Origin of the sequence: Pseudomonas spirodelae, assembly GCF_034653255.1 — a bacterium.
Taxonomy (GTDB): domain Bacteria; phylum Pseudomonadota; class Gammaproteobacteria; order Pseudomonadales; family Pseudomonadaceae; genus Aquipseudomonas; species Aquipseudomonas spirodelae.
On the sequence record NZ_JAYEET010000024.1, the window covers coordinates 76,143 to 92,314 of the forward strand.

Below are 16,172 nucleotides of genomic sequence, written 5' to 3' on the forward strand. Positions count from 1 at the left end.
TCCCCCCCTTTAAGGAAGCAGGCCTTTGACGTTGATCGGTTCGGCTTCGTTTTGCGCGGCGCCTTTCGGCTTGCCGGCAATGGCCATACCGGCGACGCGGTAGAAGTTGTAGTCCGGGTTCTTGCCCGGCCCGCTGATCAGCAGGTCTTCCTTCTCGTACACCAGGTCCTGACGCTTGAACTCGCCCATTTCAAAATCCGGGGTGAGCTGAATCGCCGTAGTCGGGCAGGCTTCTTCACACAAACCGCAAAAAATGCAGCGCGAGAAATTGATGCGGAAAAAATCCGGGTACCAACGGCCGTCTTCAGTCTCAGCCTTCTGCAGCGAAATACAGCCCACCGGGCAGGCCACCGCACATAGGTTGCACGCCACGCAGCGCTCTTCGCCGTCGGGGTCGCGAGTCAACACAATACGGCCACGGTAGCGCGGCGGCAGGTACACCGCCTCTTCCGGGTATTGCAGGGTGTCGCGCTTGCGAAAGCCGTGGCTGAACACCATGGCCATGCTGCGCAGTTGGGTGCCGGTACCGACCAGCACATCCCATATGTATTTGAACATTCTGTAACTCTCCTTACTGGGCCGTAGCCAGCACAACTGCGCCGGTCACCAGCAGGTTGATCAGGGTCAGCGGTAGGCAGAACTTCCAGCTGAAGGCCATGACCTGGTCATACCGTGGCCGCGGAATCGAGGCGCGCAGCAGGATGAAGATCATGATGAAGAAGCAGGTTTTCAGGGCGAACCAGAAGAACGGAATCTGCGGCAGCAGATCGAACGGGCCGTGCCAGCCACCGAAAAACAGCGTAACCAGCAACGCCGACACGGTAACGATGGCGACGTATTCACCGACGAAGAACATGCCCCATTTCATCCCGGCATATTCGATGTGGTATCCGTCCGCCAGCTCCTGCTCGGCTTCGGGTTGGTCGAACGGGTGACGGTGGGTCACGGCCACAGCGGCGATAAAGAAGGTACAGAAGCCGAAAAACTGCGGGATGATGAACCACAGGTTCTCGGCCTGGTAATCAACGATATCGCGCATGTTGAAGGAGCCAACCTGAGCCACCACGCCCATTAGCGCCAGCGCCAGGAACACCTCGTACGACACTGTTTGCGCCGAGGCGCGCAGTGCACCGAGCAGGGCAAACTTGTTGTTACTGGCCCAACCGGCAAACAGCACCGCGTACACCGACAGCCCAGCCATGGCGAAGAAGAACAGAATGCCGATGTTCAAATCCGCCACGCCCCAAGTCGGGGTGATGGGAATGATTGCGAACGCCATCAACATGGCGGAGAAGGCAATCATCGGCGCCAGGATAAAGATGAACTTGTCGGCAAACGGCGGCGTCCAGTCTTCCTTGAAGAACATCTTGATCATGTCCGCGGCGATCTGGAACATGCCGAACGGGCCGACCCGATTCGGGCCGTAGCGGTCCTGCCACCAGCCCAGCAGGCGCCGTTCGACAAAGCTCAGCAGCGCGCCGCAGATCACCACCACCAGCAGAATCACGATGGCCTTGAGTACGGCGATCAGTACGTCGATCACCTCAGGCGTTAGCCAACTCATTGCGCGGCCTCCTCAATGCGGGTGACCACACGACCTGCGAACAATGCCGGCATCCCCGCCAAGCCGACTGGCAGGCCGACCACACCAATGGCCAGCTCTTCAGTGACCTGTAGCGGCAAGTTCAAGGTCTGCCCGGCGATCGTCAGGCTAAGCAGCGCGCCGTCATTCACGCCCAGACGATCCGCTTCGGCCTTGGCCAGCAGCGCGTAAGGTGCGGGAATACGCTCTTGCAGCGGCGCGGCGCCGGCCGAGGTTTCCTCACTGCCGAACAGGTGATGCAAGGCCACGGCCTGCAAGGTACCCGGCGCCGGGTTAAAGGCGGCCGGTACGCTGAACCAAGGCATTGCCACGCCTTTGGCTTCCAGCAGACGCACACCGGGGTCACCGGCGCGCAGGTGGCCGCCGACTTCGTCCTGAAACTTGTTCCAGGCCTGCGGCGAGTTCCAGCCCGGCGACCAAGCGAAGGGGATCTGCTGACGGTCTTCCTGGCTGCCGGAATAGCCTTCCATAGAGAAGGCAAAGGCCGAATCCTGGTCCTGCGGCTGACGCGGCTCGTGCACGCTGATATTGGCGCGCATGGCGGTGCGACCGCTGTAACGGTGAGGCTCGCGAGCCAGCTTGAGGCCCTTGATGCGGAAGGTGGCCTTGGGCGCCGCTTCGCCGATGCGTGCCAGCAGGTTGTTGCTGGCAGCAACGGCGGCGGTCACCGCATCCAGCTGGGTCCAGTCGAGCGGCTTGCCTTGCAGGGTGCTGTGCAGGGCATGCAGCCAGCGCCAGCCTTCGCGTATCAAAATGCCGGCGTCGTAGTAACTCGGCTCGAACACCTGGAAGAAACGTTGGGCGCGACCTTCAAAGCTGACCAGGGTGCCATCGCCTTCGGCGAAGCTGGCCACCGGCAACAGCAGGTGGGCTTTGTCACTGATGGCGGTGTGCTGATGGTCAGCGACGATCACCAGCTTGGCGGCTGCCAATGCAGCATCAACCTGAGCTGCATCGGCGCGGCGGTACAGGTCGTTTTCCAGCACGATCACGGCATCGGCCTGGCCGGACGTCAGCGCCTGCAGCGCCGCATCGACAGACCTCCCCCCACACTCTTCACCCAAAAGCAGGGCCAGGCCCATGCTGTTGGCTTCCGGCACCACCAGGCTGATGGAGGCGTTTTTCTCACGATTTTTAAGCGCACTGGCGATATTGGCTGCTGCTTCGATCAGGCTCTTCTCGCCCAGGGAGGCACCGGAGACGATCAGCGGTCGCTTGGCTTCTAGCAACGCTTCGGCAATCAACTGCACCAGTTCGCCAACATCAGCGTCCAGTCCGTTAACCGCTGGTGCGCTCGGGTCGATGGCATGCGCCACAGCGAAACCGATACGCGCCAGGTCGGCCGGTGCGGCATGCACGCAAGCTTCGGCAATATCATCCAGGCGAGTCGTCGTCACGCTGGCAATAAACAGGGGATGCAGCGCGTCTTGCGCGACGTTCTGCACGGCAGCCATGTGCCAGTCCTGAATCTTCATCGACGCAGCGATTTCAGTGGCCTTGCCCTTGACCGTCTGACGCAGGGCCAAAGCCATGCGCGCGGCAGTCTGGGTCAGGTCTTCACCAAGGATAAACACCGCGTCGTGCAGCTCAACTTCACGCAGGGTCGGCACCGGCAGCGGGCCGTTCTGCAGGATGTCGCGGATCAGGCGGATATTTTCCAGCTCGCCAGCGGCGATACCGGAGTAGTAGTTGGCCTCGCCGACCAGCTCGCGCAGGGCGAAGTTGCTTTCCAGGCTGGCGCGCGGCGAGCCGATGCCGATGACGCGTTTGCCTTTGAGCAGCTCGGCAGCCTTGTCCAACGCGGCGTCGATGCCGAGCTTTTCGCCACCGTCTTTATTCATCAGCAGCGGCTGGCGCGGACGATCCGTGCGGTTGACGTAGCCATAGCCGAAACGCCCACGGTCGCAGAGGAAGTACTGGTTCACATCACCGTTGAAACGGTTTTCGATGCGGCGCAGTTCGCCGTAGCGCTCGCCGGGGCTGATATTGCAGCCGCTGGCGCAGCCGTGGCAGATGCTCGGGGCAAACTGCATATCCCACTTACGGTTGTAGCGCTCGGAGTGGGTTTTGTCGGTGAACACGCCGGTCGGGCAAACCTCGACCAGGTTGCCGGAGAATTCGCTCTCCAACACGCCGTCTTCAACACGGCCGAAGTACACGTTGTCGTGCGCGCCGTAGACGCCCAAGTCGGTGCCGCCAGCGTAGTCTTTGTAATAGCGCACACAGCGGTAGCAGGCGATGCAACGGTTCATTTCGTGGGAGATGAATGGGCCGAGCTGCTGGTTCTGGTGGGTGCGTTTGGTGAAGCGATAACGGCGCTGGTTGTGGCCAGTCATCACGGTCATGTCTTGCAGGTGGCAATGACCGCCCTCCTCGCACACCGGGCAGTCGTGCGGGTGGTTGGTCATCAGCCACTCGACGACGCTGGCGCGAAAGGCTTTGGACTCTTCATCGTCGATGGAAATCCAAGTGTTATCGGTGGCGGGCGTCATGCACGACATGACGATACGCCCGCGCGTATCGTTTTCATCGCTGTACTGCTTGACCGCACACTGGCGGCAGGCGCCGACGCTACCGAGCGCCGGGTGCCAGCAGAAGTAAGGGATATCGAGCCCGAGGGACAGGCAGGCCTGCAGCAGGTTGTCCGCCCCATCGACTTCGAAATCTTTGCCGTCTACGTGGATAGTGGCCATGGTTCAGGTTTCTTCTTTACCCGCCGAAGCGGGCTTGGCTAATGGAATCACGGTGTGCTGCGGGGCCAGGTCAGTGGCCGCCAGAGCGCCAATTTTTTAAGCGGGAACGAATTGCCCCGTCGTCGCCGGAGCCGTAGAACTGGATACGCCAGCCTCGAACTCCGAACGGAAATACTTGATCGCACTGCCCAATGGCTCGACGGCACCCGGTGCATGGGCGCAGAAGGTTTTGCCAGGGCCGAGGAAGTTGACCAGCCCCAGCAGGGTTTGGATGTCTTCGGCAGTGCCTTGCTTACGCTCCAGCGCACGGAGAATTTTCACGCTCCACGGCAGGCCATCACGGCACGGCGTGCACCAGCCGCAGGATTCGCGGGCAAAGAACTCTTCCATATTGCGCAGCAGCGAAACCATGCTGACACTGTCGTCCACCGCCAATGCCAAGCCGGTGCCCATGCGCGTGCCGACCTTGCCGATACCGCCGGCGTACATCAACGCATCGAGGTGCTCGGGCAGAAGGAAGCCGGTACCAGCGCCACCAGGCTGCCAGCATTTCAGCGTGTAGCCGTCGCGCATGCCGCCGGCATAGTCTTCGAACAGCTCACGGGCGCTCACACCAAAGGGCAGTTCCCACAGACCAGGGTTCTTCACCTTGCCGGAGAAGCCCATCAGCTTGGTGCCGTGGTCTTCACTCTCGGGGCGAGCCAGGCTTTTGTACCAGTCCACGCCATTACCGACGATGGCCGGCACGTTGCACAGGGTTTCCACGTTATTCACACAGGTCGGCTTACCCCACACGCCGACGGCGGCGGGAAACGGCGGCTTGGCGCGCGGGTTGGCGCGGCGGCCTTCGAGTGAGTTAATCAGCGCGGTTTCTTCACCGCAGATATAACGCCCGGCACCGGTGTGGACGAATAGCTCGAAATCGAAACCGCTGCCGAGGATGTTCTTGCCCAGCAGGCCGGCGGCCTTGGCTTCCTCGATAGCGCGATTAAGATTCGCCGCCGCATCGACGTACTCGCCGCGCAGAAAGATATAGCCGCGATAGGCCTTGAGTGCGCGCGCGGAAATCAGCATGCCTTCCACCAACAGGTGCGGCAGCTGCTCCATGAGCATGCGGTCTTTCCAGGTGTTGGGCTCCATTTCATCCGCGTTGCACAGCAGGTAGCGGATGTTCATCGATTCATCGGCGGGCATCAGGCCCCACTTCACCCCGGTGGGGAAGCCGGCACCACCACGGCCTTTGAGGCCGGCGTCTTTCACCGTCTGCACGATATCGGCCTGAGCCATTTCGCTCAGCGCTTTGCGCGCAGCGGCGTAGCCGTTCTTCTGCTGGTACTCCTCCAGCCACACCGGCTGGCCGTCGTCACGCAGGCGCCAGGTCAGCGGGTGAGTTTCTTCACTGCGGGCGATGGTGTTAGCCGGCCCCATGGACGTCAGCGTAGTCATGCGTAAGCCTCCAGCAGTTTGGCGACGCCGTCGGCCTGCAGATTGCCAAAGGTGTCATCGTCGATCATCAGCGCCGGGGCCTTGTCGCAGTTGCCCAGGCAGCACACCGGCAGCAGGGTAAAGCGGCTGTCACTGGTGGTCTCGCCGAGGCCGATACCGAGCTGCTTGTGCATTTCAGCGACGACCGACTCATGGCCACCGACGTAGCAGGTCATGCTGTCGCATACGCGGATAATGTGGCGGCCCACCGGCTGACGGAAAATCTGACTATAGAAGGTGGCCACACCTTCGACGTCGCTGGCCGGGATGCCGAGGATCTCGCCGATAGCATCCGCCGCGCCGTCCGGCACCCAACCACGGGCTTTCTGCACAATTTTCAACGCTTCGATCGACGCCGCGCGCGGGTCTTCGTAGTGATGCATTTCATGCTCGATGGCCGAGCGCTCGGCGTCGCTCAAGGCAAAACGGTCAGTCTGAATAAGTGTGTTCATCATCAGCGGTCCACGTCGGCCATAACGAAGTCGATACTGCCCAGATACGCGATCAGGTCAGCCACCATGCTGCCGCGAATCACCGAAGGGATCTGCTGCAGGTGCGGGAAGCTTGGCGTACGAATGCGCGTGCGGTAGCTCATGGTGCTGCCGTCGCTGGTCAGGTAATAACTGTTGATGCCCTTGGTCGCCTCGATCATCTGGAAGCTTTCGTTGGCCGGCATGACCGGGCCCCAGGAAACCTGCAGGAAGTGGGTGATCAGGGTTTCGATGTGCTGCAGCGTGCGCTCTTTCGGCGGCGGCGTGGTCAGCGGGTGATCCGCCTTGTAAGGGCCCGCCGGCATGTTGCGCAGGCACTGGTCGATGATTTTGATGCTCTGACGCATCTCTTCCACACGCACCATGCAGCGGTCATAAGCATCGCCATTGGCCGCCAGCGGCACTTCAAACTCGAAGTTCTCGTAGCCGGAATACGGCCGCGCTTTGCGCAGGTCGAAATCACAGCCGGTGGCACGCAATCCGGCACCCGTGGTGCCCCATTCCAGCGCTTCTTTGGTGTTGTACTGCGCCACACCGATGGTCCGCGCCTTGAGAATGCTGTTCTTCAGGGCGGCTTTTTCGTACTCGTCGAGGCGCTTGGGCAGCCAGTCGACGAATTCCTTGACCAGACGATCCCAGCCGCGCGGCAGGTCGTGAGCGACGCCGCCGATGCGATACCAAGCCGGGTGCAGGCGGAAGCCGGTAATCGCCTCGATCACCTTATAAGCGCGCTGGCGGTCGGTGAAGGTGAAGAACACCGGGGTCATCGCGCCGACGTCCTGAATATAAGTCCCGAGAAACAGTAGGTGGCTGGTGATGCGGAAGAACTCGGCCATCATGATGCGAATCACATCGACCCGCTGCGGCACGGTGATGCCCGCGAGCTTTTCCACGGCCAATACGTACGGCAGGTTGTTCATCACCCCACCGAGGTAATCGATGCGGTCGGTGTAGGGAATAAAGCTGTGCCAGCTCTGCCGTTCGGCCATCTTTTCGGCACCACGGTGGTGGTAGCCGATCTCCGGTACGCAATCGACGATCTCTTCACCATCGAGCTGCAAAATGATGCGGAACGCACCGTGGGCCGATGGGTGATTCGGACCAAGGTTGAGGAACATATAGTCCTCGTGCTCGCCGCCGCGTTTCATGCCCCAGTCTTCCGGCTTGAAGCGCGCGGCTTCTTCCTCGAGCTGCTGCTTGGCCAGGGTCAGGCTGAACGGGTCGAACTCAGTGGCGCGCGCCGGGTAGTCCTTGCGCAGCGGGTGACCTTCCCAGGTCGGCGGCATCATGATCCGCGTCAGGTGCGGGTGGCCGGTAAAGTGAATACCGTAGAGGTCCCAGACTTCGCGCTCATACCAGTTGGCGTTGGGCCAGATGCTGGTGACGCTGGGCATATTCAGGTCACGCTCACTGAGCGCCACCTTAAGCATGATGTCGCTGTTCCGCTCCAGCGACATTAGGTGGTAAAACACGGTGAAATCCGCACCGGGCAAGCCACGGCGCTGGGTGCGCAGGCGCTCATCGACGCCATGCAGGTCATACAGCATGACGTAAGGGCGTGGCAGGTTGCGCAGGAAGGTCAGGATTTCGACCAGCCGCTCGCGGGCCACCCACAATACCGGCATGCCGGTACGGGTGCTTTGCGCGGTAAAGGCGTCAGCGCCAAAACGTGAATTCAGTTCGACGACCACATCTTGGTCATCAGGCTTGTACGGCGGTATGGACAGAATGCTGTCTGCAGTCATGGTCTCGGTCGCTATCGGTCAACGGCGTCAGTAGGCGGGCTCAAGCGAGCCCAGGCTTACACTTCGTCGGGGCTGCGCAGATTGGTTACGGCGATGCGCTCGGCGCGACGCTGCTCTTTCTGCGAAGGCATGTCGGCACGGTAAACACCTTGATCGCCAACCACCCAGGACAACGGCCGGCGCTCCTGGCCAATGGATTCCTGCAACAGCATCAAGCCTTGCAGAAAAGCCTCAGGGCGCGGTGGGCAGCCGGGGATATAGACGTCGACCGGCAGGAACTTATCCACACCCTGGACCACCGAGTAGATGTCGTACATGCCGCCAGAGTTGGCGCACGAGCCCATGGAGATCACCCATTTGGGTTCCAGCATCTGTTCATACAGACGCTGGATGACCGGAGCCATCTTGATAAAGCAGGTGCCGGCAATGACCATAAAGTCTGCCTGGCGTGGGGAGGCTCGAATCACTTCCGCACCAAAACGCGCAACGTCATGCGGCGCGGTAAAGGCGGTGGTCATTTCCACATAGCAGCAGGACAGGCCGAAGTTATAGGGCCATAGGGAGTTCTTGCGCCCCCAGTTCACTGCGCCATTAAGAACATCCGAGAGCTTGCCCATGTAGATGTTCTTGTGGACTTGATCGTCTAGCAGCGGGTCGGAAACAGTCTCCCGCTCGCCGACCGGATAGCGCTCATTGGGCGCATCCGGATCGATCCGAGTAAGTTTGTATTGCATTGCCAAAGCCTCATTGTTTTAGCTTCGCCTGCCGCTCGCGACGTCCCTGAGGTGCCCAATCGAGCGCCCCGATCCGCCAAAGGTAGACAAGACCTGCCAACAGAATTGCTATAAAGACTGTAGCTTCGATTAGCCCAGCCCAGCCGCTTTCGCGCACCGAGACGGCCCAAGCAAAGAGAAAGAGGGCTTCAACATCGAAGATCACGAAGAGCATCGCGACCAGATAAAATTTGGCTGACAGGCGCAGGCGCGCGCTGCCTACGGGCAACATACCGGACTCAAAAGGTTCGTTCTTGCTGCGCCCCCAGGCTTTACTTCCCAGCAGGCTGGACAGGCCGAGCATAAAGGCGATAAGCCCGAATACTCCGAGCAAAAACACAGCAAAAGCCCAGTTATGGGACATGGTCGTTACCGCATCAGGCATGCCGGTACTCCTTGGGTAAAGGGGCGGCTTGTATGGTTTTATTGAGGCGCGTGCAAAACCCAACTTGGGGCGCCGACAAAGTATGGCCGCAATTCTATGCGCACAACACATTAGTAACTAATTATTTTTTGTCCACAAAGCGACATTAACCTGTAGACAATTACCCGAACAATTCTAACCCCTCAGCCACAGCCATGGAACCGGATCAACAGTTGGTTCCATTGAAGACAGCCGCTATGCTTGGCTGCATCTCAATGGATAAAGACTATGACCCTCACCGAACTGCGTTACATAGTCACCCTCGCTCAAGAGCAGCACTTCGGCCGCGCGGCCGAACGTTGCCATGTCAGCCAGCCGACACTGTCGGTCGGGGTGAAGAAACTCGAAGATGAACTGGGTGTGCTGATCTTCGAGCGCAGCAAGAGCGCAGTGCGCCTGACGCCAGTCGGGGAAGGCATCGTCACCCAGGCGCAGAAAGTACTGGAGCAAGCTCAGGGCATCCGTGAGCTGGCCCAAGCCGGTAAAAACCAGATGGCCGCGCCGCTGAAAATCGGCGCGATCTACACCGTCGGTCCTTACCTGTTCCCGCATCTGATTCCGCAACTGCACCGCGTCGCACCCGACATGCCGCTGTATATCGAGGAAAACTTCACCCACGTACTGCGCGACAAGCTGCGCAATGGTGAGTTGGACGCGATCATCATCGCCCTGCCCTTCCACGAAGCCGATGTGCTGACCAAGCCGCTGTATGACGAGCCGTTCTACGCCCTGCTGCCGGCCGGCCACCCCTGGGCTGAGCTGAAGACCATCGACAGCAAGCTGCTGAATGACAAGAGCCTGTTGCTGCTCGGCGAAGGCCACTGCTTCCGCGATCAGGTGCTGGAAGCCTGCCCGACCCTGCGCAAGGGCGGCGAAGACAGCGCCAAGCACACCACGGTGGAATCCAGCTCGCTGGAAACCATCCGTCATATGGTCGCCTCGGGCCTTGGCGTGTCGATCCTGCCGTTCTCCGCGGTCGACAGCCATCATTACGCTCCCGGCGTGATTGAAGTACGCCCGCTCAGCGCACCGGCGCCGTTCCGCACCGTCGCTATCGCCTGGCGCGCCAGCTTCCCGCGGCCGAATGCGATCGAGGTACTGACTGACTCGATCCGCCTGTGCTCTGTGGCCAAACCACTGCCCAAGAGCAGCTAAGACAAGCCATGACCGAGCTGGCTGCAGTTTCTGTCACCGCGCTGAAAGGCGTGGGTGCGGCCCTTGCCGAAAAACTCGCCAAGGTCGGCCTGGAAACCCTGCAGGATGTGCTGTTTCACCTGCCGCTGCGTTATCAGGACCGCACCCGTATCGTGCCGATTGGCGCCCTGCGCCCCGGCCAGGACGCGGTGGTTGAAGGCATAGTCGCCGGCGCGGATGTGGTCATGGGTCGCCGACGCAGCCTGCTGGTGCGCTTGCAGGACGGCAGCGGCACCTTGAGCCTGCGCTTCTACCATTTCAGCCAAGCGCAGAAGGAAGGCCTCAAACGCGGCACCCAAGTGCGCTGCTATGGTGAAGTAAGGCCCGGCTCCTCAGGTCTGGAAATCTATCACCCGGAATACCGCGCACTGACGGGCAGCGAGCCGATAGCCGTAGAACAGACCCTCACGCCGATCTACCCGACCACCGAAGGCCTGACCCAGCAGCGCCTGCGCCAGCTCAGTGAACAGGCCCTGGCCCGCCTCGGACCGCACAGCCTGCCGGACTGGCTGCCGCGCGAACTGGCCGACGACTACCAACTCAGCCCGCTCGATCAGGCGATTCGCTACCTGCATCGGCCGCCGCCGGATGCCGACCTGGAGGAACTCGCCGAAGGCCGCCACTGGGCCCAGCACCGCCTGGCCTTTGAGGAACTGCTGACCCATCAACTGTCGCTGCAACGCCTGCGCGAAAGCGTGCGCGCGCAGCAGGCACCGGCCATGCCACTGGCTAAAAAACTACCGCAGCAATACCTGGCCAACCTCGGATTTACCCCCACCGGCGCGCAACAGCGGGTCGGCGCGGAAATCGCCTACGACCTCAGCCAACACGAGCCCATGCTGCGCCTGGTGCAGGGTGACGTGGGCGCTGGCAAAACCGTGGTCGCCGCCTTTGCCGCCTTGCAAGCACTGGAAGCCGGTTATCAAGTGGCGCTGATGGCGCCCACTGAGATTCTCGCCGAGCAGCACTTCATCAACTTCAGCAAATGGCTGGCACCGCTGGGTCTAAAGGTCGCTTGGCTGGCCGGCAAGCTCAAGGGCAAAGCCCGCACCAGCGCGCTGCAACAGATCGCGGGCGGTGCACCGATGGTGGTCGGCACCCACGCCCTATTTCAGGATGAAGTGCAGTTCCAAAAACTCGCCTTGGTGATCATTGATGAACAACACCGCTTCGGCGTGCAGCAGCGCCTGGCCCTGAGACAGAAAGGCATTGGCGGACGCATGTGCCCGCACCAGCTGATCATGACCGCTACTCCCATCCCGCGAACCCTGGCCATGAGCGCCTACGCCGACCTCGACACCTCGATCCTCGACGAACTGCCGCCCGGCCGTACCCCGGTGAATACCTTGGTAATCGCCGACAGCCGCCGCCTGGAAGTGGTCGAGCGCGTGCGCCTGGCCTGTAATGAAGGCCGCCAGGCTTACTGGGTGTGTACGCTGATTGAGGAATCCGAAGAGCTGACCTGCCAGGCCGCCGAAACCACCTTCGTCGATCTGACCGCTGCGCTCGGCGGACTGAATGTCGGGCTGATCCACGGGAGAATGAAACCGGCAGAAAAAGCCGCGGTGATGGATCAGTTCAAACAGGGGCAGCTGCAACTGCTGGTCGCCACCACGGTAATCGAGGTGGGCGTCGACGTACCGAATGCCAGCCTGATGATCATCGAAAACCCTGAACGCCTGGGCCTGGCACAACTGCACCAACTGCGCGGGCGGGTCGGCCGGGGCAGCGCCGCCAGCCATTGCTTGCTGCTCTATCACGCACCGCTGTCACAATTGGGTCGCCAGCGCTTAGCAATCATGCGCGAAACCTGCGACGGCTTCGTCATTGCCGAAAAAGACCTGGAATTACGCGGCCCCGGCGAGATGCTCGGCACCCGCCAGACAGGCCTGCTGCAGTTCAAGGTGGCCGACCTGATGCGCGATGCCGACTTGCTGCCCGCCGTGCGTGACGCCGCGCAAGCACTGCTGGAACACTGGCCGCAGCATGTCAGCCCGCTACTTGAGCGCTGGCTACGGCATGGCCAACAATACGGGCAAGTGTGATACAGCTCACAAGACAACTGCTACCTGTGCCGCATTTTCGCCAGTCCGCTGTTTATACTCGCCTTAATGCCGCCTCTGCCGGAAACCGCCATGACTGAACTCGCCCTTGCCACCGACACTGCTCCGCAACCGCCTGCGGTGATTCTGCAATTGCTGGATAAGCTTGGTTTGCCGTACCGCATCTGCCACGACCAACCGAGCCTGCCAAGCGCACAACGCTTACAGGCGGTGCTGCTCGATGATGCCGTGGGTGCGCTGCTGGTGCTCTATCCACAAAATCAGCTGCTCGATCTCAACCGCCTGACCGAACTCACCGGGCGCCAGCTGGTGGCGGTCAAACCGGATCGCCTGGAGCGCATGCTCGGCAAGCACAACCTGAAAACGCTACCCGGCCTGCCGCCACTGACCAGTTCGCCGTGCCTGTATGACGAGCGCCTGCTAGACGTCCCCAGCCTTTACATCGAATCGGGCCAGCCGGGGGTTCTTCTCGAACTCGCCAGCGACACGTTCAAGAGCCTGCTAAGCAAGGCCAGCGCCGCACGCTTCGGCGAGCCGCTGAGCAATATCCACCTGAACCTCGACCGCCCGGACGACGACCGCGCGGAAATCACCCAGGCGGTCCAGGCGTTTACCGCCCGCCGGATCCAGCAACGGCTGGAAGAAACCATCGAAATTCCACCGCTGCCGGAAACCGCGCAGAAGATCATCAAGCTGCGCGTCGACCCGGACGCCACCGTCGATGACATCACCGGCGTGGTCGAAACCGACCCAGCGCTGGCCGCACAAGTGGTCAGCTGGGCGGCTTCGCCCTACTACGCCGCGCCCGGTAAAATTCGCTCGGTGGAAGACGCCATCGTCCGCGTGCTGGGCTTTGACCTGGTGATCAACCTGGCCCTGGGCCTGGCCTTGGGTAAAACCCTGAGCCTGCCCAAGGACAAGCCACAACAGGCTACGCCCTACTGGCAACAAGCGATTTATAGCGCTGCCGTGATCGAAGGCCTGACACGCGCCATCCCCCGCGCGCAACGTCCGGAAGCCGGTCTGAGCTACCTCGCTGGCCTGCTGCATAATTTCGGCTACCTGGTGTTGGCGCATGTGTTTCCGCCACACTTCTCGCTGATCTGTCGCCACCTGGAGGTCAACCCGCACCTCTCGCACAGCTATATCGAGCAACATCTGCTCGGTATCAGCCGCGAACAAATCGGCGCCTGGTTGATGCGCTACTGGGACATGCCGGAAGAGCTGGTCAGCGCCCTGCGCTTCCAGCACGACCCTGAGAACACCGGTGCACATGCGGCCTATCCAAACCTGGTGTGCCTGTCGGTCAGCCTGCTGCGCAATCGCGGCATCGGCGCCGGCCCGCAGAGCGAGATCCCGCAAAGCCTGTTCGATAATTTGGGGATCAGCCGTGAAAAGGCCGAAGAAGCGGTAAGCAAGGTGCTGGCCGCCGAAGTCGCGCTACGCGAGCTGGCGGCACAATTCCATCCTGCACACTAAAGCTGCAGAAAACACAAAGGGGCCTACGGGCCCCTTTGTCGTTTGAGTAGCATCACTACTTCTTCAGCTGCGCACGCCGGGCGGCGAACAGCTCTGGCAGCACCTGCGCGCTGCTATCAAGCAACAGGGCAACGGCGGGCTGCTCATACAACGCCGCATATTCAGCCAGTTGCTCGCTGGGCATCTGCCGGTAGGCATAGAGCATAAAAGACTCCACAGCCTCGGCACTGGAGGCGCGCAGCGCATTTTCCTGGGCCTGGGTCTGAGTGCTCAGGGCTTGTTCGTCGATGCTTTCGCCACGGCCCTGCAAGGCCAAAAACGCCTGAGTTTTGCCGACTTCATAGCGCAGCAAGGTCGCCAGAGTGGTGGTGTGTGCAGCCGCATCCAGACGCCGCACCAACTGCCGCCGCTCCTCACGCGGTGGCCGCTCGACCAGCTGTTCGCGATAAGCCGTCAGCCCTTGCGCACCGCCTTCACCGACCAACCGCTCAGCAGCGGTAAAACGCTGCGCCAACGGGCTTTCTAGCTGGCGCTGGGCTTGTTGCAGCTGGGTTTTATCAAGCTGACTGGCCAGACGCTTGGCTAAGTCTAGGCACAGGGCATCGGCGGCGAAGACGTTGCCCAGCTGCGCTTGCTGTTTATCCGGCAGACCGCGCTGCACCAGCGGCGCAGCCTGTTCGCAGAGCAAACGAATACCGGCCAGCTCAAATACCGGTGCAAAGGCTGCCGTTTTCGGGGGCGCGGCGTGGGCAAGGGTGGAAAACAACAGGGCGATCAGCAACAGACGCATGGGCACACTCTCACTATGGCTACGCCCAGCCTAGCGAAAGGCATGCGCGGCGACCAGTGTCAGCGCGCACAGCTGCGGGTCAGGCAGCTTTTTTGGCGGCGTCTTTCTTCTTCGGCATCAGGTATTTGGTCAAGCCCTGGAACCAGATCACCAGCGCCGGGTTGCCCTGGATCTGGATGTCCTTGTTCTGAATACCCTGCATAAAGGCCAGCTGCTTGTTCTTCGCGCTCATGGTGGCGAAACCATAAGCCGCATCTTTGAAGCCGAGGGCGAATGCTGGCTCGCTGACCGGGCCACGCTTGCTGGTGATGCGCTGATCTTTAACGATGAAGTGACGGGCCACTTTGCCGTCCAGGGTGTGCAGTTGGAAGACCATGTCGCGGTCAACTAATTGCTGTTGGAACGCCGGGTTTTCACGGCTGGCCTTAGCCATCAGGCGGCCCAGCATCCACAGAAGAAAACGGAATTTCATGCGCGAGGCCTCGCAAAGAGTCAGGAAAAGGCGGCGCATTGTAGCGGTTTGTCGCGGGGACTACATCTGACCGCAAGAAGGGCGTGAGCACGCGGGCCAGGGCGCAGTCGTCCGGGGCCGGTGGCCCCGGGTTCGAGGTCTCAGTTAACCGCGTCTTTCAATAACCCGCAGAAAACCGTTTCAAAATTCACGTTTTGCAATTTATTTATTCATAATCATGCACTTACAATGTATAAATCCATGCTACTGCGCTAATCATTTCAATTCAACCCCTCAGCCCCCTAGATTCGTTGCGGAGGGATCAGGATCGCCGTGATTTTGAAACAGCGACCGCTCGGTGACTCCCCCAACACGATCTATGAGCTGCCAGAAAATGATACGTTTTGATAAATCGGTGCCTCCAAAGCTGCTTGTAATACACGAACATCCCGTCCTCCGCGCCCAGGCTCGCAAGCATCTGGAGTCATCCGGATACACGGTGGTTGAAGCAGGTAGCTGTAGAGAGGCTATCGCAATCATGCATACCTGCACCTTCGCAGGAATAATTGTCGATAACGATATGGCTGATTATGAGGCTGCATCTCCACTTTCCGCTCGGAGCGCTACTGGAAACTCTAATATCCCGTGCATAGTACTTGCAACAACTCGGGTTATTCGAAAGCCGGATAAAGATTTCAACACAGCCTTAGATGATTACTTGTATAAGCCTTTCAAACCTAGGGATGGTCTGAAGTAGTCATGTATTTCTGGCTAACTTCAGCCTCCGCCGATTTTGAAAGCGGCAAATCGATCAAAAGCGATCAGATCACCCGCTTATTTCTGTGTTTTTAGCCGCCGCAAGCACCTCGCGGCAGCCATTCCCCGCATTACAGGCGCACCTCTCCCGCATTCGTCAGTAAATGTCTGCGCGCCATCCACAGATTCGACAGCGCGAACAGTGTCACCAGTTGCGCCGTGTTC

At 60.5% G+C, this 16,172-nt stretch carries 14 protein-coding genes; 4 read left to right on the forward strand and 10 right to left on the reverse strand.

The annotated features are described in order from the left end of the window. Positions 1-9: 9 nt before the first annotated feature. From nuoI to SOP97_RS08340, 8 genes are all read right to left on the reverse strand, one after another. Positions 10-558 (reverse strand): NADH-quinone oxidoreductase subunit NuoI, encoded by a 549-nt coding sequence (gene nuoI, locus SOP97_RS08305; RefSeq protein ID WP_274087016.1) that lies wholly within the window; start codon positions 556-558, stop codon positions 10-12. A 13-nt stretch (positions 559-571) separates the two neighbouring features. Beyond that, positions 572-1,564, reverse strand: a complete 993-nt coding sequence (gene nuoH / locus SOP97_RS08310) for an NADH-quinone oxidoreductase subunit NuoH (RefSeq protein WP_274087015.1) — start codon at positions 1,562-1,564, stop codon at positions 572-574. Beyond that, positions 1,561-4,296, reverse strand: a complete 2,736-nt coding sequence (nuoG, locus tag SOP97_RS08315) for an NADH-quinone oxidoreductase subunit NuoG (RefSeq protein WP_274087014.1) — start codon at positions 4,294-4,296, stop codon at positions 1,561-1,563. Before nuoG ends, nuoH begins: the two co-directional genes overlap by 4 nt. Before the next feature lie 96 nt (positions 4,297-4,392). After that, the gene (nuoF, locus tag SOP97_RS08320; protein ID WP_274087013.1) at positions 4,393-5,742 is read right to left on the reverse strand and encodes an NADH-quinone oxidoreductase subunit NuoF; all 1,350 of its coding nucleotides are present in this window, start codon (positions 5,740-5,742) and stop codon (positions 4,393-4,395) included. Beyond that, on the reverse strand, positions 5,739-6,233 hold the full coding sequence (gene nuoE, locus SOP97_RS08325; protein WP_411912042.1) for an NADH-quinone oxidoreductase subunit NuoE: 495 nt from the start codon (positions 6,231-6,233) through the stop codon (positions 5,739-5,741). Before nuoE ends, nuoF begins: the two co-directional genes overlap by 4 nt. Positions 6,234-6,235: 2 nt before the next feature. Continuing rightward, a complete protein-coding gene (gene nuoC / locus SOP97_RS08330; RefSeq protein WP_274087012.1) occupies positions 6,236-8,017 on the reverse strand; it encodes an NADH-quinone oxidoreductase subunit C/D in 1,782 nt (593 codons plus the stop codon). 56 nt (positions 8,018-8,073) lie between these two features. Continuing rightward, positions 8,074-8,751 (reverse strand): NuoB/complex I 20 kDa subunit family protein, encoded by a 678-nt coding sequence (locus SOP97_RS08335; RefSeq protein WP_274087011.1) that lies wholly within the window; start codon positions 8,749-8,751, stop codon positions 8,074-8,076. 10 nt (positions 8,752-8,761) lie between these two features. Then, entirely contained in the window at positions 8,762-9,175 is a 414-nt protein-coding gene (locus SOP97_RS08340; protein WP_090379694.1) for an NADH-quinone oxidoreductase subunit A, read from the reverse strand. A gap of 267 nt (positions 9,176-9,442) precedes the next feature. On the opposite strand from SOP97_RS08340, the gene SOP97_RS08345 reads away from it, so the two are divergent. From SOP97_RS08345 to SOP97_RS08355, 3 genes are all read left to right on the forward strand, one after another. Further along, positions 9,443-10,369 (forward strand): hydrogen peroxide-inducible genes activator, encoded by a 927-nt coding sequence (locus tag SOP97_RS08345; RefSeq protein WP_274087010.1) that lies wholly within the window; start codon positions 9,443-9,445, stop codon positions 10,367-10,369. 8 nt (positions 10,370-10,377) lie between these two features. Continuing rightward, a complete protein-coding gene (gene recG / locus SOP97_RS08350) occupies positions 10,378-12,453 on the forward strand; it encodes an ATP-dependent DNA helicase RecG (RefSeq protein ID WP_274087009.1) in 2,076 nt (691 codons plus the stop codon). A gap of 90 nt (positions 12,454-12,543) precedes the next feature. Further along, positions 12,544-13,950: an aminoacyl-tRNA deacylase and HDOD domain-containing protein gene (locus tag SOP97_RS08355; protein ID WP_274087008.1), complete on the forward strand. Its 1,407-nt coding sequence runs from the start codon at positions 12,544-12,546 to the stop codon at positions 13,948-13,950. 55 nt (positions 13,951-14,005) lie between these two features. On the opposite strand, the gene SOP97_RS08360 is transcribed toward SOP97_RS08355, so the two are convergent. Continuing rightward, the gene (locus SOP97_RS08360; RefSeq protein ID WP_274087007.1) at positions 14,006-14,740 is read right to left on the reverse strand and encodes a hypothetical protein; all 735 of its coding nucleotides are present in this window, start codon (positions 14,738-14,740) and stop codon (positions 14,006-14,008) included. 79 nt (positions 14,741-14,819) lie between these two features. After that, positions 14,820-15,212, reverse strand: a complete 393-nt coding sequence (locus SOP97_RS08365; protein ID WP_274087006.1) for a helicase — start codon at positions 15,210-15,212, stop codon at positions 14,820-14,822. Positions 15,213-15,585: 373 nt separating this feature from the next. Between SOP97_RS08365 and SOP97_RS20375 the strand changes: the two genes are divergently transcribed. Further along, the gene (locus tag SOP97_RS20375) at positions 15,586-15,948 is read left to right on the forward strand and encodes a response regulator (RefSeq protein ID WP_411912043.1); all 363 of its coding nucleotides are present in this window, start codon (positions 15,586-15,588) and stop codon (positions 15,946-15,948) included. The last annotated feature ends 224 nt before the right edge of the window (positions 15,949-16,172 follow it).